At 37.5% G+C, this 26,048-nt stretch carries 26 protein-coding genes and 1 pseudogene; 3 read left to right on the top strand and 24 right to left on the bottom strand.

All coding sequences use genetic code 11. The features are described from left to right. Position 1: 1 nt before the first annotated feature. Together DW125_RS06905 and DW125_RS06900 are read right to left on the bottom strand one after the other, a co-directional pair. Positions 2–238 carry a hypothetical protein gene (locus DW125_RS06905; RefSeq protein ID WP_117537596.1) on the bottom strand — a complete coding sequence of 79 codons (237 nt, stop codon included), beginning with the start codon at positions 236–238 and terminating at the stop codon, positions 2–4. A 41-nt stretch (positions 239–279) separates the two neighbouring features. Beyond that, positions 280–843, bottom strand: coding sequence for an HD domain-containing protein (locus DW125_RS06900; RefSeq protein ID WP_117537594.1), 564 nt, complete (start codon positions 841–843; stop codon positions 280–282). Positions 844–1,342: 499 nt separating this feature from the next. Here DW125_RS06900 and DW125_RS06890 point away from each other — a divergent pair, with 499 nt between their 5' ends. Continuing rightward, positions 1,343–1,573 (top strand): FCD domain-containing protein, encoded by a 231-nt coding sequence (locus tag DW125_RS06890; RefSeq protein WP_117537592.1) that lies wholly within the window; start codon positions 1,343–1,345, stop codon positions 1,571–1,573. Between the two features lie 11 nt (positions 1,574–1,584). Here DW125_RS06890 and DW125_RS06885 read toward each other — a convergent pair whose 3' ends face one another. The 3 genes and pseudogenes from DW125_RS06885 to DW125_RS06875 form a co-directional block, all read right to left on the bottom strand. After that, a complete protein-coding gene (locus DW125_RS06885; RefSeq protein ID WP_117537590.1) occupies positions 1,585–2,025 on the bottom strand; it encodes a helix-turn-helix domain-containing protein in 441 nt (146 codons plus the stop codon). A gap of 276 nt (positions 2,026–2,301) precedes the next feature. Continuing rightward, entirely contained in the window at positions 2,302–2,730 is a 429-nt protein-coding gene (locus DW125_RS06880) for a hypothetical protein (RefSeq protein ID WP_242992910.1), read from the bottom strand. A gap of 120 nt (positions 2,731–2,850) precedes the next feature. After that, a pseudogene (locus DW125_RS06875) lies at positions 2,851–3,060 on the bottom strand (TnpV protein). 80 nt (positions 3,061–3,140) lie between these two features. Here DW125_RS06875 and DW125_RS14015 point away from each other — a divergent pair. Beyond that, the gene (locus DW125_RS14015; RefSeq protein WP_158549899.1) at positions 3,141–3,278 is read left to right on the top strand and encodes a hypothetical protein; all 138 of its coding nucleotides are present in this window, start codon (positions 3,141–3,143) and stop codon (positions 3,276–3,278) included. A gap of 538 nt (positions 3,279–3,816) precedes the next feature. Here DW125_RS14015 and DW125_RS06870 read toward each other — a convergent pair. The 13 genes from DW125_RS06870 to DW125_RS06810 all read right to left on the bottom strand — a co-directional run bounded on the left by DW125_RS06870 (position 3,817) and on the right by DW125_RS06810 (position 18,317). Further along, a complete protein-coding gene (locus tag DW125_RS06870; protein WP_117537588.1) occupies positions 3,817–7,359 on the bottom strand; it encodes an SIR2 family NAD-dependent protein deacylase in 3,543 nt (1,180 codons plus the stop codon). A gap of 48 nt (positions 7,360–7,407) precedes the next feature. Further along, positions 7,408–8,793 (bottom strand): DNA (cytosine-5-)-methyltransferase, encoded by a 1,386-nt coding sequence (gene dcm / locus DW125_RS06865; protein ID WP_117537586.1) that lies wholly within the window; start codon positions 8,791–8,793, stop codon positions 7,408–7,410. A 79-nt stretch (positions 8,794–8,872) separates the two neighbouring features. Further along, complete coding sequence (locus tag DW125_RS06860) at positions 8,873–10,282, bottom strand: hypothetical protein (protein ID WP_117537584.1); 1,410 nt, start codon at positions 10,280–10,282, stop codon at positions 8,873–8,875. A gap of 1 nt (position 10,283) precedes the next feature. Next, positions 10,284–11,714, bottom strand: a complete 1,431-nt coding sequence (locus DW125_RS06855) for a Sau3AI family type II restriction endonuclease (protein WP_330411831.1) — start codon at positions 11,712–11,714, stop codon at positions 10,284–10,286. Beyond that, positions 11,715–12,188 carry a very short patch repair endonuclease gene (locus DW125_RS06850; protein ID WP_117537582.1) on the bottom strand — a complete coding sequence of 158 codons (474 nt, stop codon included), beginning with the start codon at positions 12,186–12,188 and terminating at the stop codon, positions 11,715–11,717. 149 nt (positions 12,189–12,337) lie between these two features. Beyond that, on the bottom strand, positions 12,338–12,712 hold the full coding sequence (locus DW125_RS06845) for a TnpV protein (RefSeq protein WP_117537580.1): 375 nt from the start codon (positions 12,710–12,712) through the stop codon (positions 12,338–12,340). Between the two features lie 4 nt (positions 12,713–12,716). After that, complete coding sequence (locus DW125_RS06840; protein ID WP_117537578.1) at positions 12,717–14,138, bottom strand: plasmid recombination protein; 1,422 nt, start codon at positions 14,136–14,138, stop codon at positions 12,717–12,719. Between the two features lie 242 nt (positions 14,139–14,380). Then, complete coding sequence (locus DW125_RS06830; RefSeq protein ID WP_117537576.1) at positions 14,381–14,608, bottom strand: DUF5348 domain-containing protein; 228 nt, start codon at positions 14,606–14,608, stop codon at positions 14,381–14,383. Positions 14,609–14,725: 117 nt separating this feature from the next. Continuing rightward, positions 14,726–16,063, bottom strand: a complete 1,338-nt coding sequence (locus DW125_RS06825; RefSeq protein WP_117537574.1) for a virulence-associated E family protein — start codon at positions 16,061–16,063, stop codon at positions 14,726–14,728. After that, the gene (locus DW125_RS06820; protein ID WP_117537572.1) at positions 16,008–16,682 is read right to left on the bottom strand and encodes a CHC2 zinc finger domain-containing protein; all 675 of its coding nucleotides are present in this window, start codon (positions 16,680–16,682) and stop codon (positions 16,008–16,010) included. Before DW125_RS06820 ends, DW125_RS06825 begins: the two co-directional genes overlap by 56 nt. 187 nt (positions 16,683–16,869) lie before the next feature. Then, positions 16,870–17,040, bottom strand: coding sequence for a hypothetical protein (locus DW125_RS14085; protein ID WP_009243121.1), 171 nt, complete (start codon positions 17,038–17,040; stop codon positions 16,870–16,872). A gap of 19 nt (positions 17,041–17,059) precedes the next feature. Next, complete coding sequence (locus tag DW125_RS06815) at positions 17,060–18,112, bottom strand: site-specific integrase (RefSeq protein ID WP_117537570.1); 1,053 nt, start codon at positions 18,110–18,112, stop codon at positions 17,060–17,062. Between the two features lie 13 nt (positions 18,113–18,125). Further along, on the bottom strand, positions 18,126–18,317 hold the full coding sequence (locus DW125_RS06810) for a helix-turn-helix domain-containing protein (RefSeq protein ID WP_009243123.1): 192 nt from the start codon (positions 18,315–18,317) through the stop codon (positions 18,126–18,128). A 210-nt stretch (positions 18,318–18,527) separates the two neighbouring features. On the opposite strand from DW125_RS06810, the gene DW125_RS06805 reads away from it, so the two are divergent. After that, positions 18,528–19,061: a helix-turn-helix domain-containing protein gene (locus tag DW125_RS06805; RefSeq protein WP_117537568.1), complete on the top strand. Its 534-nt coding sequence runs from the start codon at positions 18,528–18,530 to the stop codon at positions 19,059–19,061. A 266-nt stretch (positions 19,062–19,327) separates the two neighbouring features. Here DW125_RS06805 and tuf read toward each other — a convergent pair whose 3' ends face one another. The 6 genes from tuf to DW125_RS06775 form a co-directional block, all read right to left on the bottom strand. Beyond that, complete coding sequence (gene tuf, locus DW125_RS06800) at positions 19,328–20,521, bottom strand: elongation factor Tu (protein WP_117537566.1); 1,194 nt, start codon at positions 20,519–20,521, stop codon at positions 19,328–19,330. Positions 20,522–20,658: 137 nt separating this feature from the next. Then, entirely contained in the window at positions 20,659–22,776 is a 2,118-nt protein-coding gene (gene fusA / locus DW125_RS06795; protein ID WP_117537564.1) for an elongation factor G, read from the bottom strand. A 17-nt stretch (positions 22,777–22,793) separates the two neighbouring features. Further along, positions 22,794–23,264 (bottom strand): 30S ribosomal protein S7, encoded by a 471-nt coding sequence (rpsG, locus tag DW125_RS06790; protein ID WP_021861466.1) that lies wholly within the window; start codon positions 23,262–23,264, stop codon positions 22,794–22,796. Between the two features lie 161 nt (positions 23,265–23,425). Continuing rightward, positions 23,426–23,848, bottom strand: a complete 423-nt coding sequence (gene rpsL / locus DW125_RS06785) for a 30S ribosomal protein S12 (protein WP_021861467.1) — start codon at positions 23,846–23,848, stop codon at positions 23,426–23,428. 193 nt (positions 23,849–24,041) lie between these two features. Then, positions 24,042–24,605, bottom strand: coding sequence for an HD domain-containing protein (locus DW125_RS06780; protein ID WP_021861468.1), 564 nt, complete (start codon positions 24,603–24,605; stop codon positions 24,042–24,044). Positions 24,606–24,686: 81 nt separating this feature from the next. Further along, the gene (locus tag DW125_RS06775) at positions 24,687–25,907 is read right to left on the bottom strand and encodes a substrate-binding domain-containing protein (protein ID WP_117537562.1); all 1,221 of its coding nucleotides are present in this window, start codon (positions 25,905–25,907) and stop codon (positions 24,687–24,689) included. Between the last annotated feature and the right edge of the window lie 141 nt (positions 25,908–26,048).

The following is a 26,048-nucleotide window of genomic DNA, read 5'->3' as shown; positions in this document are numbered from 1 at the left end:
GTTACTCTTCCTTATCTTTCTTTAACATATCTGCAATGTTTCCGCTCACTTCTCCGATATCTTTTGGCACTCTCGTCAGCAGAAAAATGACCGGTGTCAGGAAAAATGTTCCTCCCAGTGACACCGCCAGAAACAGATTGGCATAATCGTTTCCTATTATAAATAATATTATTGTGATGATATATAGCACCGGTATTGCCAGTGCTGCAATAAGTGCAATCACTCGTTTTGCGTTCATAGTATATCTCCTTTATAATTCATCCTGTTTATTTTCTATACTCATGATATTCCTTTGTCTCTCTGTAGATTTTCATAATACTTCCTGAAAATCTGCAAATACTCTGCCTCCGCCACATCAAACGAACACACCGTATAATCCAGCTCAATGCGAAGCTCCGGCTTCTCCTCCTGCTGTTTTTCTTTCAGCAGCACTTCCAGATCATATAAGACCAGAGCATGATCAATTTCATCTAACTGCTCCTGTTCTTCTTTCGTCAATGCCGAGCCAAGAAATTTCTCATAAATCATGCGAAGCAGACGTTCTTCGCGCTCCTCGTACTCCGGGAGCTGCTTCTTAAAAGGTGTCGGGACATCCGACATATAACACTCGCTGGCGTCATGAAGCAGGCACGCAAGCACCATGCGGTCCGGCAAACCTCTGGCTGCCGCTTCCTTCGCACAACAGATGCAATGTTCTGCCACCGACCAGAATGTATGCACATGTCCATTTCCCCGGCAAATCATCGAGAGCGCATGCGCAATGTCTTCCACCCGGATTAGCTCCGGTTCCGGTTCTGTCGGTTTAAAATGTATTCCTGTATAAGTCGTTATATATTCACTCATATGACTGTTCCTTCGTTTTATACTTTATTTTATAGTTTAAGTTCTATCTCCAGTTAAACAAGTCCAGTATAACACAATCACTAGCAATAAAAAAAGATGCCAGAACCATCTGACACCTCTTCCTGTCATTTATTTTTCATTTATAATACCAACAATAATGCACTCGCAATTGTTATAACCGCGCCACCCCCGCTTACTATGCTAAAATACTTGTTATATTGTAAAAGCAACAGGAGAATTTTCATATGAAATTAAATAAATCAATTTTATCCGAACAGATCTATCAGCTTTTAAGAAATGATATTTTAACGCAGTAAATTAAATGTGGCGAGAAACTCACCCTGAAAGTCCTAAAAGAACGTTTCTAGGTAAGCTCCTCGCCTATCCGGGAAGCACTGACACGCCTGACGCAGGATCAGCTTGTTTCTTATTATTCAAATATCGGTGTAAATGTCATTAGCTATACCGCTAACGATCTCCTGGAAATCTATTCTGGAAAATGAACGTAAAGCTGCGGCTCTTTCTGATGCAGAAACCTGGAATCATTATTCTTTTCTCAAATCAATACAGTCAGGAAACTCAGATTCAGACGCAGATTGATGACGAACATCAGACGATTTTTGACGCCTATAAAAATGGCGATATTGAAAAAGCCGCCCAAATGATGAAAAATCATCTGGACAACTCGCTCTTTCCTGATTCCAAATTTTGCAACATCTCGACAACTTGAAGTTCGTAACTCTATTCTTCCAACATAATAGTCTCTTCGTGTGTCTGAACATCCTCTGTGGTCGGGTAAGCAGAAAAAAATGCAATATTCATAACTATAAGAATAATACATACAACGATGATTACTGCAAAGGCTATTCCTATCGTTTTCCATATTCTTTTACGTTGACGATTTCTGATTGCCATCTGTTCAGCAATATGTGCTAGTTGCTCTGCATATGCATTCTGTTTTTCTTCTGTTGTTTGCATATCACTATCTACCTTTACTTCAAGCAACTGACTTGTTTGAACCTCTAATACATCTGCTAATTTTACAAATACTTCAGCATCTGGAACCGAATAGTTTTTCTCCCATTTTGAAATAGTCTGTCTTGTCACATGAAGTCTGTTGGCAACCTCTTCCTGTGTATATCCTTTTTTCTGTCGATAAGTTTTTATATTTTCACCAAGCATCTCTAGTTACTCCTTTCGTTTGATAAAACTAGCATACTGATTAGCCATCAATACATCAAGCAACGCAAATTAACATTCATGCAACGCCCAATATTACAAGGATTCATTAAGTCCTCTATAAACTTGAATCTATTAATTCCTTTATTATCTAATCTGTTAGCAATCTATCCAACAGCATCTGCCTGTTGTTTATAAACATTTCTGTTACCTTTCTGTAAAAGACACTTTCTAATCCACCAATCCTTCGCTCTAAAGAACTCGGTCAACTGGAAATTGTCACTCTGATTTTCGCCAAAACAATCCTTCTGAGGTTGCAATTTTCTCAAACAACATACACATTTCTTCATCTGGATTATAAATACTCATATTTAAACAATCCCATCCAAACTGGAGAAGCGCATCTTTACTTGTAAATAATATATTTACATCTCCGGAATGATTTTCCAGTATAGTATCAATGATTTTTGTTACTTGCTCAGGGGTAGGCTGTTCAACCCATTTGCCCCATTGAACCGATACAGGATAGTAACACATTGCTTTTAAAATAACGCCAACAAATCTATCCCTTAACCCATAGCAATCATAGTGGTTGAGTAGATAAGTTTCTACTTTAAAAAACTGGCCGTCACAATTCATGGGTACTTGTTTAGGAAGAAAATCCATTATGTAGCAAGGGGTTTCCAAAAGTTTGTCAATTATGTCCACTGAATCACGCTCCTTTAACAATCCCGATTTTTCTTCACTTTATTTTACCATAGTGTTTTCTAAAGTGCTATTTCAATATATACAAAAATGTAAATGAACGATCTTATCGCCCTTTCATACTTATGCATATACCATATTTTTCAATACAATTTCTTCTGCACTGAATTTTATATTATTCATCAATCTGACCCACATCATCTGATCTTATCTCTTTAAGTTATCATTCACACCCTGTTTTTTTACCATCTGTTCTGTAAGCATTTCCACCTGATTTCTGGCTTCTTGATCAATCTGATTCAAGTGTTCCGTCAGCTTTCCAATCAATAACAAATACTGATATCTTGCTGATCTGTATTTTTTAAGAACTGTTTTCGTAACATCCGCTGATGTACCTTTTCGGTAAGAACAGTATGCCTGATGTAGATAATCTGCTTACATCGTTCTATCAGCTTGATGATGAATCCAGACAGGAAGTTGTGGAAACTATCCGTCTGAAACTACAATATCATCGTGATCCAGAATGTGCTGAACAGATCAAAGGCTGGTAAAAAAATTACTCCTGTGAATAGCAAAAACATTCGCAGGAGTTTCTTTTTGGCACCGTTTTGGCACCGCTGGTCTTATTTTTCAATTATAAATTTATCTGTATTTCATCTTGCTGATAAATGTTTCACTATTACTAACCTGATAAATTTACAAATAATTCTTTTCTTACATTTGGACACAACGTTATCTTGCGATAACAAATCTATTGTATATGCGCCAATCTCACGACTTCGTCGTTCGTTCGCGGACATTCGTAAAATGCCCACTTCCAAAGCGATAAAAAAAGAGACTACAAGCAAGCTTGCAGTCTTTTTTTTTATCGCCTTGATTGGCGCTTTATTCATTGCTTTCGCGTATATTACTCGATGATTGTAGCAACACGTCCTGATCCTACAGTACGTCCACCTTCACGATATCAGACCGGTGTATTGCAGTGTGCAAATGGTGATTTTTCATGTGATTTGTGGGGGAAAATCCAGATTTTCCGCTGTGTCCATGTGGTTTTTGGGGATTTTGTTATCATGGTGTTATCATATCATGCTATTCGTAAGACCAAATATTTGCTATCTCATAATTTTTTATTTTCTTGACCTTATCAACACATTGTTTTAATTCGTCTGTTTCTTCTGTTCCAGTTGTCTTAACACTTTTATAATACTGATGTAATGCCTCCACACAATTGTATAAGCCATCCAAATAATACCGTTCACCTTGACTTGCTAAATCTTCATATATGTCTATACACTTACTGATAGATACTGTAATATATCTCTGAGTTTCTTCCTTAGCAAAAAAAGGTTGCCTGAGCAATGGTGTCAAATGAATCCACAATGTTTTTGAATACTCTATATCTAAATATTTTATTGAGCTAAAAAATTTTTCAAACGATACATTTTGAATGCAATTTTCTTTTAAAAATACCAAACATTGTATTCCTGTAAATGCACTTGAATAAAGCTTTTTATTTTTCGTTAAAATAATATTTTCGAACAAATCTACGCATTCTTCAACTTCATTTTTCTCGACCATTTCTAGCATATCAATTGCAATTGTACTAATTTGACAATCTGATAATGCTATCTTAATTTTTTTAATCAATGGATATATTTCTGTAATCAACTGATTTTTTATTGCCTCACAATAAACAAGTGCAACAAGTTCTTCAATTACTAGAAATTTATTTTCACAATCGTCTTTTTCTCCCATAAGATTATCTTCCAGTAAGCTTTTTTCATGAATTATGAAATCATATGAACGAGTCAAAATTGTATTTGCAAGTTCTTTATTTAAAATCACCTTATTACATTCTCTCACCGAAATTTCCGATGTTGAATAAAAGAAACTAAAATAATCCCGAACACTTGCATATGAATTATTTATTTCGTGTCCAGTTTGGGTTACACTTTCTACATATTTTGTCTTCATCAAATATGTAAAATATAATTTTGAAAACTCGACCGACTCTGGATGTGGTAGGCCCTCCCAAATAAATGAATAATACAGTTCTGTCATCGGCAAAGCATCTTTGTTATTTTTCCAAAAGACTGTTACAATATCATTTCGATATTTTTCTAACGGTTTATTATTCCATAATACTAATAAACAAGCTAATCCATTGTCTCTTTCAGATATATTTTCACTTGAACTCATGCAAAGAGCTTTTTCATAAAAAACTTCCATATCTTCTTCAAAAATTTCAAATGCTACATCATCAAAGTAACTAGCCAAATGATATCGCACATCAAACTCAGAGAAAATAATATTCTGACAAGCATTTGCAATATTTCCGTTAAATCTGGTTGAAATTATCTGTAAAATCTTTTTTATATCTCCAACTATAAACGAATCTTCCTTTTTGCTGAATCTACTTAGTATTTCCAAAAAAGTAATTATATTTGCATCATCTATAAACACCACTAAACGCGATAATATATTTAAGATATTCTTCACTGATACAAAATACTTTTTTTTATCATATCTATCTTTCTCTGTATACAGTTTTACAACATCAATCAATTTTTCAAAAAGGCACTGTTTTTCTGAATCAGTTATATTTAAAAGCGTTTTCCGTGTAAAAATCTGATTTATAACTTTTTCTTGATCTGTCCTAACAGCCAATGACATCTTCCAATAAGTATATTCACTCGAATTCATTATCTCATCATACACACGTGGAAGCAGTCTTGCTTGATCCGAAAACATCGGCAAGCACAATCTATCTACTCCAAGTATAAAAACAAAAGAATTTTTGTAACAAGGATTTTCTCCTGAATAATATATTGTAACACTCTTATTTGAATTAAGACTAAATGGCACTATTCTTTCTTCTTTTTTTCTATCTTTTTCAAAGAAAACTTGCTGCAATTTTTCTCTTTGCTTAACAATAATTCGTCTTGTATTATATGAATTAGCATAATAGTTATTGTCAGAATATTTCTCTGCTATTTCCCAATTTCCAATTCTGTAGCACAAATTTAGATATCCCAAGTATGAAGCATATATTTCATCCGACAATTTCATCTGCGCCAATTCCGCCGAACACTCACTTAATATCTTGTCTGCAATATCATTCTTTGACAATTGTTTATACAAGGCTGCTTTTTTTATTTTATACTCAAATGACGGTGTTTCTATTTTTTCAACCAGTCCCTTTGCTTCCTCATAATTAAATAACGAAATATAGTTTTTCGTTTTTTCAATAATGAATTCATTTTTGTAGTATGGAATTTTATTACAATGCACCTCGCATCTTTCCATGCAAGCTTTATATAACTCTTTTTTTCCATCAATCCGATACATTTCTGCTAAATACAATAATGTTTCACATATAGTTTCTATCTGTAAGTTTTTTTCACTTAACATTTCTTCTAAGTATTCAGCATTTTTATCTTCCAAAATAACCAGACATTTCCTTAATATTTTTATAATAGTTGAAATTATCTTCTCCGGCACTTTTTCCTGATTATGAACCAATTTCAACATTATACTAAAATGTTCCGAAAAGTAATCAGCATATTGAACTCTTTTTTCATCTGGCAACAAAATATAAGGCTCTATCAGCTTTTCGATTTTATATGAATAGTTATTTAATTTTTTAAGATATTCTTCTTTTTCCGTATCTGTAGGTTGCCAAAACATATCCACTTTCTGGTACGGTCTTTCTGAATAAATATCTTTTTCACTTTGATTTTGTTCTAACAAACCAACAAATTCCGAAATTGCTTGATAATGTCGATTTTCTTCCTGTTTAGATACTAATCCAGAAATATCTACTATAGTAATCCCTTTATTTTCCAACAACTTTTTCTCTGGTGCACTGAGTTTTTCATATAAACCAATTAAATAAATCGTAGGACAATATTCACCCATATTATCTCGCAGCCACCCAAGCCAACTTTGAAAGTTTGGGTCATCCCCGGAAAATCCTAGTAAACATAATCTAGTTTCAAGCATCGCCTGCTGTACGGTATTAACTAATGCTGAATATTTATCTGGATATGTTCTATAATCTTCATCGCTTATTATATATGGTTTTACTTGAGGAATACTACCATGCAACTTAATTATTCGTGGCTTTATACTTCCTGGCAAATCGTTTTGAGAATATACAATTTCATAATTATTCTCACGATAAATCATATCTACTGTCTGTTCCAACAACGTATCATAATTTGTCGTAAAAATATCTGACCAATGTAATTTTAAAAGCCTTTTGTGCAATTCTCCAGGGACAAACATTTCGTCTGCAATAGATTGTTCTATTAAATTATTTATTTTATTTCTATCAAAATTAGCAATATATTCATCTGCCAGCTTTGTGACATTTTTTCCAGATGTCTTTATAGTCCTTTGTTTATTCCATGCTTCTTTTTCTTGTACTTCTAATGGTTCCGGATATAATTCCTCGTACATTTTTTCTGCAAGTTCACTCCAATTTGGCGGCTGTATACTTGCCATACCTTTGCTTTGTGCATTTTTTGAAAATCCAGCTCCAATCATTAACGAAACATCACCATATTTTCTTGGATTTTTTAACCGTTGCGCAATATCATTTATATAAGAATAAACAGTCTTATCGTTCATCTAAATACCTCTTTTGCAGAAATAACTTTTTTAAATAGTGTAAACACATCATTCTTCATCGAATATGTTATCCAACGTCTTCTCCATATCCTCAACCAAATTAACTACCAACGCATTTCCCATCATAAATCTGCGTTTTCTCAATGGCATTTCCACTGTTTCACCCTTAACCAGGCAATATTTCGTATGATCCGTAGGAAATCCCTGAATACGTTCTGCTTCTGTGGCTGTGAGTAATCTTACTCTTCCAGTCATCTTGTCTTTCACAATATGCGTAGTTCTACTAAATCCACCTTCTGATGTGAGCATTGTACGTGCTGGCTTGTCTTCCTGATCAATCATAGAAATCGCACCTTCAGAGAAAACATATTCATGATCAGTAGAGCTTGTACGCAACAATTTTTTTGCCCCTTTCAGATACTGCCATGTCTGTCTATCTTCTTTTGGAAGACGTTGCTCTGTTTCATCACTATGTGTCACAGACGGATCTGTATAATACAATTTTTCTTCTGGAATGAAGTACTGCTCTTCGACTTCTCCAGTCTCCATAACATCTCCTAATGTTATTTGTTTTCCATGATAATTCGGTACAGTTTTTATTGTATAGATTATTCCGTCCTTCATTATTCCCGAATTTTCAAACGCACATTGAAATGTATCTGATACTTCTCCCACTTCTGCTGGCAATTCCTTAACTTTCATCTTAGCATTTTCCGCTTTATTTACTGAAAATGTTTCTGCGAAAAATCCATTTTCCAAAACTGCCTTTTCCATACATTCTATTTTTTTATCTTCTTCCAATTTCCCAGTATACTGAATTTCTTTCAAAATTCTATTCGCATATTTTGTATCATTTTTATAAGCAAAAATAAATGTTCGGCGTCTTCTCTGCTGATATCCATATTCCGCAGCATTAATCACTCGCCATTCTACGGTGTAACCTTCATCTCTAAAACATGCAAGAATCACACCAAAATCTCTACCTCTTTGTTTAGCTGGGGATTTCAATAATCTGTCTACATTTTCTAATAATACAAATGGTGGTTTCTTTGCTTCCAATGTCTCACGTATTGACCACCATAAAATTCCTTTTTTCCCTTCAAGTCCTTTAGACGTAGCCAATGAAGAGGCTACTGAATAATCCTGGCACGGAAATCCTCCGACCAACAAATTAAAATCTGGAAGTGTTGTTTTATCTACATCTTCAATATTGTAGTTAGTAGTATCTTCACCATTTTTATCTAATCTTGTTCCAAATCGATATACATAACAGTCATGTGCGTACTGTGTACTTTTCTCTGCCGGCTCCCACTGACTAAACCAAACTGTATCCCATTTTTCTTCTTTACCATAATCTTCCGCTGTTCTTATATTATTAAGTCCACATCTAAAGCCACCTACTCCGGCAAACAATTCGCAAACTGTTTTCTTCACTTTTCCTACCTCTTCTTTTCTTATTCGAACAATCGTTCTTTACATATAATATCTTATTTTATTGTTTTTGTAAAGATCCTTATTTAAATAATTCTAAAATAAGTTGATTTACATCCGCTCTATTTTTTATTCCGCAAATATCAATGGCTCTCCACTTATTTTTACTGAGTATAATTCTTTTTTCTTCATCTAATCCATCAAAAAAAGCCCACTTTTTTGATTGTATTTTAAATTTAGGTGAATATACCTCTCCATTTATTTGAATTTTACTAGTATTATACTTCAAACCAATATCAGAAAGTCTTTCTTTCAGTTCAAAAATTGCATCATAAATATTACTCTTCCTAATTTCTAGCTGATTTTCTTGGTTCATAGAATATTCATATAAACATAAATCATTCCATTGAGATGTTGTATTAGGATGCAAATCTGACAAATAACTTCTTTTACACTGTTCGTCTAGAGTTTTTTGCATTCCCTTAGGATAACCTTTTGCAATACCAACCGCCTTTATTAAAGAATAATCTCCTGCAGCATACTCTCTACTAATCCAATCAACATATCTCATTAATTGTAAAGGAAAGTCCTTCGTTGCCTTTCTTTTTTTTAGCTCTATAACCATATATTTTTCTATTGGTTTTTCTGTATCCGGGAAATCCTCCAAATATCTGTATGCAAAAATATCCATTTTATCAATATATGCCAATGGCTTAAATGGAGAAGCTATAACCTGATGTGTAACATAATCATACTTTTCACCTTCAAATCCATTTTTTGAAATAAAATCTATCATCCAGGCCTCTAGCAACATTTCAGTATTTATTTCATTTTTTTCATAATTAAATTCTTTTATTATAGTTTCTTCAGGATTAATACGATATTTCTCCAAATCGAATCGTAAAATCCGTTCATGTTCTGATGTACTGTATTCAAAATACTTCTGTTTGTCTCTGTTCTTTAAATAAATACATTCTTTTAAAGCTCTATTTTCTTCATCATCTATCTTTATAAAAGTAACATCTTGAAAAGCTCTCAACATTCTGAACGCTGATGGTCTATATGACAGTACCTCATCCATATCAACACCTTCTGCAAAAAACTGTTGATCTGGCTCAAAGAGACATAACCACCTATATTCTGGTCCTAATTGCATTAATGGTTGATCTGCTTCTACTACTTTTTCTTTTCTTTCAAAAATATTTGCATCCAAAAAATTTTTATATTTACAATCTATTCCAACATTAACCAGTTTTCCCACTCCATAAATACGTCTATCAGACAAAAAATACACATTATCACCAGCCTGCATCGAACAATAATCTGCCAATACCGCTGCCATAACTTGTTTACTTTTATTACCTGAACTTTCATTTTCCTGTACTGAAAGTTTATCATTTGGTACTTTTGATGCATATACTCCTTGCCTAATACACTTCTTTACGCCTTCAATATTCTCTTCTTTATATATAGAAAAAATAAAGCCTGCCATACTATTCCTCCTTGAATCGATCATCCAACTGCGACAAAATATAACTATTATTTAACCAAAAACACTGTTTCGGATACTGTCTTCCATCAGGAAGCTCATATGTATCTTTTGAATTCTGTGCATGTGGCCTTACATGGCATACCGGGTTCTCTTTGGATTTCGGAAAGTTATTATAATTCTTTCCATTTCTCCGTTCTATCTCAAGACCTTCTCGAAGCACCTTCTGTGTTTTTTCCCATACTGATTTTACATTACCTTCCAAATCATCATAAGGAATATTCCAGAACTGACATCCTTTCAGCCGAAGTTCTCCCTGTTGATCATACTTATATACAACAAAAAGGAATCTTGTTTCACGCAAATAGTTTCCAAATGTGGAGTCATCCCAATCTTCCTTAACCAACTCTTTAAATTTAAAAGTTGGGAATGACATATTTTCCTTTATCTTGTTGTTTTTCTCAATACGTATGGTTTTAACTACAACATTTGCTTTTTCAAATTCTTCCGCATGATTTCCCTTTATTCCTAACATCCGATATGCCAACATTGCTTCCAGGCTTTTCGGCTTCTTCTGATACTCAATGTGAAATGTATCGCATAAATCACTAACTGACCAAGCATAATAAGCATCTATTCTTCGCACAACATAATCTTCAAAAGAATCTTCTGCATTTTCTTTAATGATTGGCTCATAGGTATTCTTTCCTGGAATAATATAATTGTTAAGGACATATGTCATGTATGAATTTTTGAACGCAAAAGCCCGTGGTTTTGCTAATTCATCACTGAAGGGTTGTTTTCTTCTATCTTTCGATGTTGCAGCCTTTGGTGCCGCTCCAAGATATAGCGTATCTCCTTCAGATAATTCATGTGCCTTTCCGTTTCTGATTTTCTCAACGATGACTTCAAAATCATGCTCTATGATTTTGATATCTTGTTCCGGCGGTGCAAATAATTTCACATAGTCAATACGATAATCCAATCGGTTCTTAATCTCTTGTTGATACAAGTAATACACTAATAAAATCAATCGAGCCTTTTGCCACATATGACTATCTTCAAATGTTTCATCAACAACCGAAAAATAATCTATCATTGTCAATATCAATCGCTCTTTTGCTACTAATGTACCATTTTTGTTTTTCTTATATGGCGTTACTTTAAGTTCCACACCTGCTTTATCAAAATCTGGACGTGCGTCATTATTGGTTTGATAATGGAAGAATCTCTCTTCTATTATTTCCCCCAATCCGCCTTTTCGTTTCTTGTTCTCATGTTTTACTTCATAATTCGTCGTCTCTCTGACAACCATCGCTTTCGTGATATCGTCCTGCTTACATACATCCACAAATGTTTTCCCAATCAACTGCTTTGCATATGTTTCTATTGAGATAGGATCCGTTTCATCGTATTCCTTCAAATAGTTCATCATTTATATTTCCTCTTCATCGTCTACTTCTTCCAGTTTCTGATCAAATATAATCTCTTCAATCACTTTAATACACTGATCTGTATCTTTTAAAATATCCTTCCCCCAGAAATGCACTACCGTCCATCCCATAAAATTCAATTGTTGGTCCTTTTCTTCATCTCTCTGGATATTACGTTCTATTTTCTTAACCCAATAATCTGGATTTTTACCTTTTTCCAACTTAGGCTTTAATATTTCCCAATCCTTACCATGGAAGAACTCACTATCACAAAAAATCACAATACGATACTTTGTCAAAACAATATCCGGTCTTCCTGGCAAGCCTTTATAATTCTTCCGATAGCGATATCCTTTATGCCATAAAGCCTTTCTTAAAACGATTTCTATGCTTGTATCTTTTCCACGTATCTTACTCATGTTTTTATGACTTTTTTCCGTAACTTCGCCATGAAAACGTGGCTCTTTCGTCGGCATAATCCTTCACCTTCAATACCGTATAATCCATTTTATTGTATCAAACTAACGACTACTATTCAATTCTTTGCCCAAAGAAAAAAGACACGTTTTTTCAATCAACGTGTCCTTTTCGTAATATATCCAACTTTAATTTTTGTATATTATCATTACATATAAATCAATTCCTGAAGCACAATCTCTTCCGCAGCACTCTTTATATTATTCATCTTCCTAACCCACTCCATTTGATTTTTACTCTTCAATTCCTCGGTGACCACCAACTGTTTTGATATCTGTTTCATCAATATCTCTACCTGCTCTCTGGCTTCCTGATCTACTACATTCAGATGCTCTGTCAGCTTTCCGGTCATCAGTAAATACTGATATCTTGCCGGTCTGTGCTCTTTCAGAAACTGTTTCCGCAACATTCCATATTTTCCATATGTCGGTTCATCCTCGTTGATCACAAGATCCGGCAGATAATAATCTCCATGCAGTGTGTAACTTAATCCATTCTTTTCATCATAAATATGCTTTTTCATATCCTTACAACTCCATTTCTCTGTTCTTTGTTCTGTTTTTCTTACGTTGCTGATTTTCCATTCTTCGTTTTTCCTCAGCCCATGCCATTCTTTCCTTAATACTTCCCTGTGGCATTTGCTCCATCCGGCGTTTTTCTTCCAGGATTTTCTGGTTCTGAATATCTCTCTGGACAATATCCTCCACCATATCATTCCCCAGTACACGCACAATCCGATGGTATCGACCTGCCAGGTCTTGAAGTATGTCTTTCTCCTTAGTCAGTTCCTTTTTATCCTGTTGGACTGCCTGCAGTTCTTCTTTCGTGTCCTCATACTCTTTCTTTTTCTTCTGAAACTTATTTCTCCAGGCATCACGTTCTCTTGTAAGTTCTTTGACCTGAGCAGCCATTGCAGCAATCTTGTTTTTCATCTGAATAAACAGTGGTTTAATCTTCTTGTCCCGGTAAGTTGTCGCACGCTCCAATGCACCTGCTTCCGGAAGAAATGTGTTGATTGTCCCGTATTCTTTTATTTCCTTACTGACATTATCCATGACCGGCTGCAGTCGTTCTCTGCGATTTTCCAGATTTTCTAATTCCTTTTCTGCCTTCTCAGCCCGCTTTTCAGCATCTTCTTTTTCTTTGACAGCCTGTGCCTTATCTTCTTTCAAATGCTGTATATCATCTCTTGTTTCTGCAATCTGTGCGGTCAGTCCTTCATTTTCCGCCGTCAGATATTCCTTCTCCTGCTCCAGTTCCTGTACTTCTTTTATCCGTTCCTTTTTCTTAAATTCATATACATTCAGATGCTTTTCATGTGTTCCTTTTTTCTCCCACTCAATTCCGTGCCTCTCCATGACCTCAGCCAGAACTTTCTTCTCATGGTTGATCCACTGGTTCAGTTCCGTATCTCGTTTTGATTCACCTTCGAATCCAAGACTTTTCATTGCCTGCTTTAACGATACTCTGGTATCCATCCCTTTTCCTTTCCAGTTGGATACATAAGGGACAAAATCAATATGCAGATGCGGAGTTGCTTCGTCCAGATGGAGATAACAGTTAAACACCCGTAACGCAGGATTGCGTTTCTGGAAATCATTCATATATTCGTCCAAAACTTTTGCAGCCAGTTCTCCTTCTTCAGTTCCGACAGCCATGTCTTTACTGTTTCCAATCTGAAAAATCACTTCATGAAACAGCTTTTCCTGTTTTCCCTGACGTATCTTTTCGTAATAATCTGTAATCTTCCGGTCATTTCTTTTTCCCTCATTGTATCGTTCCACTGCCTGATCAAATAATTCGTGATAGACTGTTTTCAGATTTTCATCACAATATTTAATGTTCAGATGAACTCTTTCCCGGTCAACATTTTCTGCAACAAAGGCACGTCTGTTATGTGCCAGGGAGCCAGCTCCGATCATCCCACTTATTGTCCTTTTCATTGTCATTTTCTCTCACCTCCCATTCTTAAATCAGTGCCAGATATGGCACAAAATCTGTATTTACGCCAGTTATGGAGATTATAAGAAATCTTCGCCGGATACGGCGGTTTTGTTACTTTTGTCAAAAGTAACGCAAAAGCACTTTCGACAGCCGTACCGTCCATCAAAAGTCCCCTTGCGCCCTGCCGGGGGCATAACGTCCTTATGGACATCTGTTCTACACCGACCGAAGTGGATCATAGATCTGTTTATTCTGGTATCCTCGCCTGCACATATTCCAGATCTCCACAATAAGGCGTTCCCACCAGATACCATTCTCTTGCCAGATTCATCTCCATTCTGGTCTGTACCCATTCATCATCTACCAGCACTTCCAGTCCTTCTCCGCAGTGAAATCCTGTATCAATCCATAAATCTGATGATAATAATCCATATCTTCCATTGCTGCTGTTACATCTTAATCTTCCCTGTTTCATCATTTTCTGCTCCTTTCCAGTCTGTAAACGGAATTTGTAAACGGGGCTTAAAAGATTTTAAAAGTTAACTTTTTAAGTTTTTCCATCAAGTTCCGTTTACATCGTTTACAATAATCTTTACTCAAACGGTATTTCCAACTGTTCCGGTACTTCCATAAATCCGTCTTTATCTTTCTTCACAGAATCTTCCATACGTTTCCATGACCGCTGTATTCCATATTCCTTTCCGAACCGATGTGTGCCATGTGGTTTCCAGCCTTCAATCGCATTGTTCATAATATTAGCAATCTCTTTGCCTTCCCACTGTTTCATTTCTCCGGTTCGATGTAGCGCTTCATCGAACAGAATTCTGGTACATACATACTCGTCATCGTAGTCATCAAGAAATGCCTGTATGATTCCGGCATTGGTATCTTCCGGCATAAATTCTTTTTGCAGACGCTTTGCCTCTTCCTCAATTTCCTTTGTGAATCCTAAGAACACATTTCCCTGTCGATACAGTACCATTGCCTCCGCCCAGGCCTGTTCGATATAAGCTTTGCTCTCTGCTTCATTATCCAGAATATGAACTTCTGCTTTCGACATATCTGTCATCACCGGAGCAAATCGTCTGTTTCCGGTTCTGTCCAGCGGAAGGAAATTCAGATCATTTGAAGTACCACAAAATACACACTGTCGTGGTCTGTCTTCCGGGTGAACTTCATAAGGTACTTTGTAAGTTTCTTTCTGTCTGCTCAAAAACGATTTTATCTGTTCAATATTCTTTGCTGTGATAGTTGCCTTCATTTCCCCCATTTCGATAATCCAGTGATTCTGCAGTTTTCTGTAAATATTTTCATCGTCCAGATGATCCAGATTGTCACTGAACCATTCTTCTTTTATCGCCAGATACTTGAAAAATGTGGACTTTCCGGCTCCCTGGCTTCCAACCAGACAAAGCATAATATCATACTTTATTCCCGGTTCATAAATTCTTGAAATCGCTGCCAGCATGTGCATTTTCATTACTCCGATTGTGTATTTACTCTTTTCTGCTCCCAGGAAATGCGGAAGCATATTTTCTATTCTTGGAATCCCGTCCCAGACCAGACTTTCCAGATAATCTCTGATTGGATGATATTTATTTTCATTGGAAACAATATCTACTCCTGCTTTGATCACACGCTCACTTGTCAGTTCATAATTTTCTTCCAGATACATTTTCAGATTATTTTCATCAGTATCTGTAACCGTAGGACTGTTATTTCTCCGTTCCCAAGGCACCTCTTTCACAATGTCCATTCTTCCAGAAAGCTCATTTCGTTTAATCGCTTTTTTCAGCACTGGATCTTTTTGTAATACGGTTACACAATTTCTGATTGTCTGCTTTGTTCTTCCTTTATCCGTATGCTCCAACATATCATTGACATCTTCTGTTGTAAGCATCTCCTCGTTCACAATATCTTCTAATTCCATCAAGGACTCCTCGCTGATATTCGTTAATTCTTTCTTCAATTTTTTCAACCTCCCTTCTCTTCGTCTTGAAAAACTCTACAATCTCTTCTCCTGTTCCAAACATCAGCACGTCCAGATAGTCATTTATCTTTCTTTCATTTGCCAATGCCTCCGTAAATAATTCGTGCCATTCTTCTTCCGGTTCTGGTCTGTAAAACTCTTTCCAGAACTGAATCCATTTCAGATATCTAATCAGCACGTCTGTTGCATGTTTCAACCACTGTTCCAGTTTTTCTCTGATCATAACAACTTTAGACTGCTTTTGTTTTAAGGGAGCCCTGTTTCGGGGCGTCCTTTCATATTTGCTTCTATTTCCAACTTTAATATCCAGTTCAAAATCTTCTACCAGCTTTTTCGCAGCTTCATACTGTGATATTCCAAATAACCTTGCTGTAAAATCTATTGCATCGCCACCCACTCCACATGCAAAGCAATGATATATTTTATCTGCCTTCATACTTGGATGCCGGTCTTTATGAAACGGACAACATGCCATTCCATTTCTTTTTACTTTAATCCCATAATGCTCCGCAGCCTGTCTGGCTGTCACACATTCTTTTACCTGTTCAAATAATGTCACTTCTACCTCCTGCCCCTCCGAGCAAGACTCCGATGAACAGATATTCGGGAATTGTTGTATCTTTCAATTCGTGATATACTTAATCTGCCAAGATGGTATATCAGTGAATCTGATTATCAGAGAACTTGCTCAGATATTTTATCTGGGCTTTTTCTTTTTGTCTGTCAGTAGTCATAGCTTTTGCTCCTTACACAAATCTCCTTGTAGGAATAATAATGATTTCAAATTTGCTTCCGTCCTCTAATTCAAGAAGAATCACATAATCTGAATCCCGATCCGGTAAAATGGAACTTATTTTCAGCTTCTTACTGTAGTTAATTGCATCAAATATTTTTCCGACTACTTTCTTTGTTTTCATTTGCTTCTTTTCCTCCGTATTAACGTTTATTTTCCAGCATCTCAGCAACTTTTTTCTGCTGTGACGGATACAGATGCCCATAAGTGTTCAATGTCATCTGAATGTCTTTGTGCCCCAGCCTTTCCTTGATAATCAGTGGTTCTACGCCCTGGTAGATCAGATATGCCACATGGCTGTGACGGATATCGTGCACTCTGATTGGTTTTACACCGGTCAGTGCTTCATATTTCTTAAGACGTTTCTGCAGTGTTCTCGCCACAATCGGGAACAACCGCTGATCTTCCGGAAATCCATAATGTTTCTTCGCATACTCCTGCACCTCTTCCTTAAGAAAATTGGGAATATCAATGGTACGGACTGAATTCTCTGTTTTTGGAGTATCAATCACATCTCTTTTCCTGATCCGGTTATACGTCTTATTGATATGCAGGAGATTTCCACTCATATCAAAATCTGAAAGACTCAATGCCAAAAGCTCTCCTTCCCTGATTCCTGTCCAGAACAGAATTTCAAATATCAGATAATCCTCACTCCCCGGCTCAATCCCGACGATAAATCTGTCATATTCTGCTTTCGTCCAGAATTCCAGCTTATTTGCATCCGATTTCCCCATCTTTTTTACTTTCTTACATGGATTTTCCTTCAGATTGTAAATTTTCTGTGCATGGTTAAACAGTGCATTTAACTGATTCTGAATCATACGCTCATAAGTCTTGCTGTATCCTTTTTCCTGAATGGTGTTCTGCCACTGGATAATCTCTGCCGGTGTAATCTCATTCATTTTTCTTGTTCCAAAATACGGAACAATGTGTTTGTTCATCATGTGCTGCTTATTACGGATTGAATTTTCTTTCAGTTCATTCTTTTTATCTTCAAAATAGACTTGAATAAAACTGTTCATCTCCATTTTCATATCCGCTGCAGTTTTTCTTATGAATTCCTTTTCATAATTTAATGCTTCTTTCTTTGTCTTGAATCCTCTTTTCAGCTTCTGTGTTTTCTTTCCTGTCCAGTCAATATAGCGGAAGCTCACATACCAGGTTCCCTGTGTTTTGTCTTTGTAAGCTGACATCTTAAAACCTCCTTCATACTGCTCTCTGAGAGCATCCATAAAATTTTGTTTCCCAGTAGGGACGTGGAATCTTTCCACGAACTGCTACATATCCTTCCTTTGCCAGTTCATCATTGAGCTGCTTCAGAATAGAATATGCTTTACTGCGTTTCACACCTAATTCTTCCATGACATCATCAACGGTCATCATATAATTAGTTCTCATAGTGTCCTCCTTTCCAGTCACTTTTGTGACTCTTTCATTGTTCTCTTATAATAATTCACTTTTGTGAATTTGTCAATAAACATTTGCGAATTTATTTTTTCCATTCCATATCTATCGCTTTCGTATCAACAATTTGTTAAATCTCGCTCTTTTGTATCATTCACTTTTGTGCTAGAATAGAAGCACAAATATTATTAAGGAGGCAGCATTATGATTGGTAAAAAAATCCGGGCATTCCGGGAATTTCGAGGATACAGTCAGATACAATTAGCCGAGCTGTCCGGCATTAACGTAGGAACGATCAGAAAATATGAACTGGGAATTCGGAATCCAAAACCGGATCAGTTAGAAAAGATAGCAACTGCACTGGGATTAAATGTTAGTGTTTTTCTGGATTTTAATATTGAAACAGTCGGAGATGTGCTCTCCCTGCTGTTTTCTATTGATGATTCAGTGAACCTCTCACTTGCTGAGATGCCTGATCAGAAGATTTCACTGACGTTCGATAATCCTACAATGCAGGACTTTTTCAGGAAATGGTGTCAATTTAAAAATGTCTATGAAAAGGAAAAAGCTGAAATATTAGCTATCGAAAATGAAGATAAAAGACAGGAAGAATTGGATAAGCTGAACGCTACCCAAGAAGAATGGAAACTGCGTGCTATGGGAACTACGATAGGTTGTCATACCATCGTTAAGAAGGGCACTGAAGGTAATGAGATCAAGACATATGATCTGACTTAATCCACAGGCAAATCTCTGATTTGTGGATAAATCCACTTTATCTGTTATCATATTTGCGAAAATTATATATTTTGTTATCATTCTGTTATCACAAACGGTTGTCAGGACACTCTCCCGGCAACTGTTTTTCTATACTCTTCGTTATTCTTTTCTGCCCTTTTATATATTTCCAGGCAACAGAAAAACCCGTAGAACCGAAGTTCTACGGGTATCTTACGTTTGGACACAACGTTATCTTGCGATAACAAATCTATATTCAGATTGTATTACTCGATGATTGTAGCAACACGTCCTGATCCTACAGTACGTCCACCTTCACGGATAGCGAAACGAAGTCCCTGCTCCATAGCAACTGGGTGAATCAGTTCGATTGTCATTTCTACGTTGTCACCAGGCATGCACATTTCAACACCTTCTGGAAGTTCGCAAACACCTGTAACGTCTGTTGTTCTGAAGTAGAACTGTGGACGATAGTTGTTGAAGAATGGAGTATGACGTCCACCTTCATCTTTTGTCAGAACGTAAACCTGAGCTGTGAATTTGTGGTGGCATGTTACTGAACCTGGTTTAACAAGAACCTGTCCTCTTTCGATTTCAGTTCTCTGGATACCACGAAGCAGAGCTCCGATGTTATCTCCAGCCTGAGCCTCATCAAGAAGCTTACGGAACATCTCAACACCTGTTACAACAGTTTTCTTTGTTTCTTCGTGAATACCAACGATTTCAACCTCGTCAGATACATGAAGAACACCACGCTCTACTCTACCAGTAGCAACTGTTCCACGTCCTGTGATAGAGAATACATCCTCTACAGGCATCAGGAATGGCTGGTCTGTTGCACGCTGTGGGTCTGGAATGTAGTTGTCAACAGCATCCATAAGTTCCATGATCTTGTCTCCCCACTCTCCTGAAGGATCTTCAAGAGCTTTAAGAGCTGATCCCTGGATGATCGGTGTGTCATCTCCTGGGAACTCATACTCGTCTAACAGTTCACGAATTTCCATCTCTACTAATTCAAGAAGTTCTTCGTCATCTACCATATCACATTTGTTCATGAATACAACGATGTAAGGAACACCTACCTGACGAGAAAGCAGGATGTGTTCTCTTGTCTGAGCCATAACACCATCAGTAGCAGCTACAACAAGGATAGCTCCATCCATCTGAGCAGCTCCTGTAATCATGTTCTTTACGTAGTCAGCATGTCCTGGGCAGTCAACGTGTGCATAGTGACGTTTCTCTGTCTGGTACTCAACGTGAGCTGTAGAAATTGTGATACCACGTTCTCTCTCTTCTGGAGCTTTATCGATATCTTCAAAGTTCTCTGCTGTGTTTCCTGGTACTCTTGCTGCAAGTGTCTTTGTGATAGCAGCTGTAAGAGTTGTTTTACCGTGGTCAACGTGACCGATAGTACCGATATTACAATGCGGTTTTGTTCTTTCAAATTTAGCTTTAGCCATTTTGAATAATCCTCCTTATTATAGTGCCATAAAAGGCAAATTTATAATTTACGTTTGCTCGGCTATCTCTGATTATATTTCATATCAGTAGGTTTTTCAAGCACTTTTCAAGCTTTTTTCAAGCTTTTTAACGATTATTAGTCGTTTTTGCTGGATAATACTTTTTCCTGTACAGACTTCGGAACTGGTTCATATTTCTCGAAGAACATTGAGTAGTTACCACGTCCCTGTGTTCTGGAACGAAGATCTGTAGAATATCCGAACATCTCGGACAACGGAACATATCCATGAACGATCTTACCGCCGCCAAGATCATCCATTCCTTCGATACGTCCACGACGTGAGTTAATGTCACCAATAACGTCACCCATGTACTCTTCCGGCATAGTAACTTCAACCTTCATAATAGGCTCAAGAAGTACCGGAGCTGCCTTCTTCATAGCATCCTTGAATGCTAATGATCCGGCAATGTGGAATGCCATTTCACTTGAATCGACTTCATGGTAAGAACCATCATATACGTTAGCCTTAAGACCAACAACCGGGAATCCTCCAAGGATACCAGACTGCATAGCCTCTTCGATACCTTCACCAATCTTCGGAATGTATTCTTTCGGAATAGCTCCTCCGACTACAGAAGATTCGAATTTGAATGTCTCCTCACCGTTAACATCCATTGGCTCAAATTTAACTTTACAGTGTCCGTACTGTCCACGTCCACCTGACTGTTTAGCATATTTGCTGTCAACGTCAACTGCTTTTGTAAATGCTTCTTTGTAAGCAACCTGTGGAGCGCCCACATTAGCCTCTACCTTAAACTCACGCAGAAGTCTGTCTACGATGATTTCCAGGTGAAGCTCACCCATTCCGGCGATGATTGTCTGACCAGTTTCCTGATCTGTATGAGCACGGAATGTCGGGTCTTCTTCAGCAAGTTTTGCTAAAGACTCACCAAGTTTACCCTGAGAAGCTTTTGTCTTAGGCTCGATAGCGAGCTCGATAACCGGCTCTGGGAATTCCATGGACTCCAGAATTACCGGATGCTGCTCGTCACAGATTGTATCACCTGTTGAAGTGAACTTAAATCCGATTGCTGCAGCAATATCTCCAGAATATACTTTTGAAAGTTCTTCTCTCTTATTAGCATGCATCTGCAGGATACGTCCCACACGCTCTTTTTTGTTCTTTGTTGCATTCAGTACATAGGAACCTGCGTTCATTGTACCAGAGTAAACTCTGAAGTATGCCAGTTTACCAACGAATGGGTCTGTCATAATCTTAAATGCAAGTGCTGAGAACGGTTCTTCATCTGAAGAATGTCTTACAACATCATTTCCGTCTTCGTCAACACCCTCGATTGGAGGAATGTCTGTCGGAGCCGGCATGTATTCAAGAATAGCATCCAACAGTTTCTGTACACCTTTGTTTCTGTAAGCAGATCCACAGCATACCGGAACAGCTGTACACTCACATGTAGCTTTTCTTAAAACTTTCTTCATATCTTCGATAGAAGGTTCGTTTCCTTCCAGATATTCCATCATAAGATCATCATCCAGATCACAGATCTTCTCTACTAATTCTGTACGATAAAGTTCTGCATCATCTTTCATATCTTCCGGAATATCTACGATAGAAATGTCATCACCTTTTTCATCATTGTAGATGTAAGCTTTCATTTCCATCAGGTCGATGATTCCCTTGAAATCATCTTCTTTACCGATTGGCAGCTGCAGACAGATAGCATTCTTACCAAGTCTTGTCTTAATCTGCTCTACGGCATTGTAAAAATCTGCACCAAGGATATCCATCTTATTGATGAATGCCATACGTGGTACGTTATATGTGTCAGCCTGACGCCAAACGTTCTCTGACTGTGGCTCAACACCACCCTTTGCGCAGAACACACCTACAGCTCCGTCAAGTACACGAAGTGAACGCTCAACCTCAACTGTAAAGTCAACGTGTCCCGGTGTATCAATGATATTGATACGGTGCTCTAAAGCGCCCGGTTTCGGTTTGCAATTCTCTTCCAATGTCCAGTGACAAGTTGTAGCTGCTGAAGTGATTGTGATACCTCTTTCCTGCTCCTGTTCCATCCAGTCCATGGTAGCAGTTCCTTCATGAGTATCACCAATTTTATAGTTTACACCGGTATAGTAAAGAATACGCTCTGTAAGTGTAGTCTTTCCTGCATCAATATGAGCCATGATACCGATATTTCTGGTTCTCTCTAATGGGTATTCTCTTCCAGCCATTGTAGCCTCCTAAATAATTAGAAACGATAATGAGCAAATGCTTTGTTTGCTTCTGCCATCTTGTGCATATCTTCTTTCTTCTTTACAGATGCGCCTGTATTGTTTGCTGCATCCAGAAGTTCGTTTGCCAGTCTCTCTTCCATTGTCTTTTCTCCTCTTTTACGAGAATACAATGTGATCCAACGAAGTGCTAAAGCCTGTCTTCTGTCAGCTCTGACCTCGATCGGTACCTGGTATGTTGCTCCACCGATACGTCTTGCCTTTACCTCAAGTACTGGCATGATGTTGTTCATAGCCTCTTCGAATACTTCGATAGCTGGCTTATCGGCTTTTTCCGCAATTCTTTCAAATGCTCCATATACAATCTTCTGAGCTACGCCTTTCTTACCATCAAGCATGATGTTGTTGATCAGCTTTGTAACCACTTTATTGTTGTATAACGGATCCGCTAATACGTCTCTTTTCTGAGTATGTCCTTTACGTGGCACGGTCCTTCCCTCCTTAAACATATAATTTAATTCATCGGTACTCACATGTGTCTTTCTAATGATCATGTGTAGCGCTGGGCATACATATCTATATACCTTGCAGCTTACTTAATCATAGTTCTGTTTGTGACTACAGTTTCTAGATTCGCTAATTATTTGATTTATTTCTTAGCGTCTTTTGGTCTCTTAGCACCGTATTTAGAACGTGCCTGTCTTCTCTTAGCTACACCTGCTGTATCAAGTGTACCTCTGACGATGTGATAACGTGTACCTGGAAGGTCTTTTACTCTTCCTCCACGAATCAGAACAACGCTATGCTCCTGAAGGTTGTGTCCTTCACCTGGGATGTAGCTTGTTACTTCAATACCGTTTGAAAGACGAACTCTGGCGATTTTTCTAAGTGCTGAGTTAGGCTTCTTCGGTGTTGCTGTCTTAACAGCTGTACATACACCTCTCTTCTGTGGGGAAGATGCGTCTGTACTTCTCTTTCTTAAAGAGTTATACCCTTTCTGAAGCGCTGGAGCTGTAGACTTCTTTACAGATGTCTGACGTCCCTTCTTTACTAACTGGTTAAATGTTGGCATTCTCTTTCACCTCCTATGATTTTAATAAGCTGCTTCATTTTCATGAATCTTTGGCGCACAAAAACACAATGCATTTTCATGCACGCCTGTTTATCTTAGTACGAATCCTCGCTGTTGTCAAGGGTTTTCACTAGTTTTTCCTGTTTTTTTAGCGGAACCTTTCTCTTGCTTTTTCACTGTAAAGCGTCACGTTTTAAAGTCCCAGTTCATCTGCAATCGCACACATTTCTTCCAGCGCCACATCGATCAGATTGTCCAGGCTCAGACCTGTAAATTCGATTGCTTCCATATAATCTCTGTTAGCGCCTGCTGCAAAACGCAATTCATTAAATCGTTTCATCACGGATTTATGTTTTACACTTGCGACTTTTTTATCCGGATAAATCTGTGCTACAGCCTTTACAAATCCGCTCATCGGATCTGCTGCCAGAAGTGCATACTGGATATTTGTCTTTGCCTTCACTCCGCTTTTCGGATTGTGTGCACAGATCGCATCAAACAGCACCTGATCTTCCACACCTTCTTTTTTCAGGATTTCCACAGAAGTCGGTCCGTGTACACTCAAGTCATTCTGCCAGTCGCACTGTTCCTCATCCAGGTCATGCAGAAGTCCCGCGATTCCCCAGTATTCCACATCATCCGGAGCCAGTTTCTTCGCAAGCCCTCTCATAATCGCTTCCACTGCATAAGAATGTTGAAGGTAACGCTCTCCTTTCATATATTTGTGTAAAATCTCATATGCCTGTTCTCTGTTCATTTTCTGTTCCTCCCTTGCGTTTCTTAATCTTATGATGTCTGCCGATCACTTTTCATTGTGTACTCTCACAGTTCATTTTCTTTATTCATTATATAGCATTTTCTTAACTTCATTATCATTCAGATTACTCTTCGTGATCCATGTATATCCGGTATCCACGACTGATTCATTTCCCATGGAAAGGGCTGATCTCGCCGCTGCGATCACAGATGCATATCCCATTGCGTATGGATTCTGTACAACCAGGCCATCAACTTTTCCTTTTTTGAGCATATCGATTTCTTCTTTGTCTGCATCATAGCCAACTACCATAACATTGTCTTTTTTTGTTCTGTCCATGCCGGAAACAATGGTCTTTACAGCAGTCGCGTTCGTTGCAAAGCATCCGCACACATCTGGATGTTTCTGCAAATAATAATCAATGATATCATCTTCTGTGATATCAGTCGGATTGATTTTCTCATCACCGGTACGCAGTCTTGCATCTCCGTCCGTACTTCTTGCATAAGTACCAGTGTTGATCTCAGCAGCAACATTTTTCTGTAATTTTTCAATGTTATCCATATAATAAACGTTTGCAACTGACATCTTCGGATATTTCTTTTTTAATTCTGCCTTGAATCCTGCAACTCTCTCTTTTGCCGCCATGGATTTTGAATCATGTGCAAGGATAAGAACCTTTCCTTTGCTGCTCATCGCCTCTGCCAGTTTATCTGCTGCTTCTTTTGCCGACTTGGTGTTATCTGTCGATACCGTTGCCATCAGTCCCTGATAATCACTTCCGCAGTCATATGCCACGATCGGGATCTCATTGTCTGCCGCCATATCAAACTGTACTTTACAAGACTGCTCATCGGCTATGGAAATTGCAAGTGCCGCCGGCTCTCTCGCCAGTTCTTCGTCCAGAAGATTCACCTGCTGGTCTACATCGTCCGCATCCGCCGGTGCATTGAAAGTTATTTTCACTTTATCTTTGCCTGTATAGCCCAGATTCTCATTGATATCATCAGTGGCTTTCTCTACACCTTTCTTTACTTCGCTCCAGTACTCACCGGTACTCGCCTTACCTATAATAGAAATATAAGTTCCTTTTTCCAGTTTTAATCCTTTTGCATTATTGTAAGCAGCCGGATTAACCACATCCAGCTTCGCCTGCGCAGATTCTTCTTTAGTAATTTTTTTATTCTCTGCTTTCTTCGTCGTTTCTTTCTCCTCTTCAGAAGAACTCTTCTGCAAACCGCATCCTGCTGCCAGAAGTGTTATGCTTATCAATAACGCAACGATCTTTTTGAAATTTTTCATGATTTCTTCTCTCCCTCTTCTGATCTGTCACATTTTTTTCATATTATTAAATGCAGATGTAATCTTAACAACAAACACTATACACCATAATTTTGAAAATTTGTTGAAAAATTTCTTAAATTTTCTTTTGAATTGATTTTT

This window comes from Dorea sp. AM10-31, from assembly GCF_003435815.1.
Classification (GTDB): Bacteria; Bacillota; Clostridia; order Lachnospirales; family Lachnospiraceae; genus Dorea_D; species Dorea_D hominis.
Note: the sequence above shows the minus strand (reverse complement) of the source record. Positions and strands in the feature narration are given on the sequence as shown.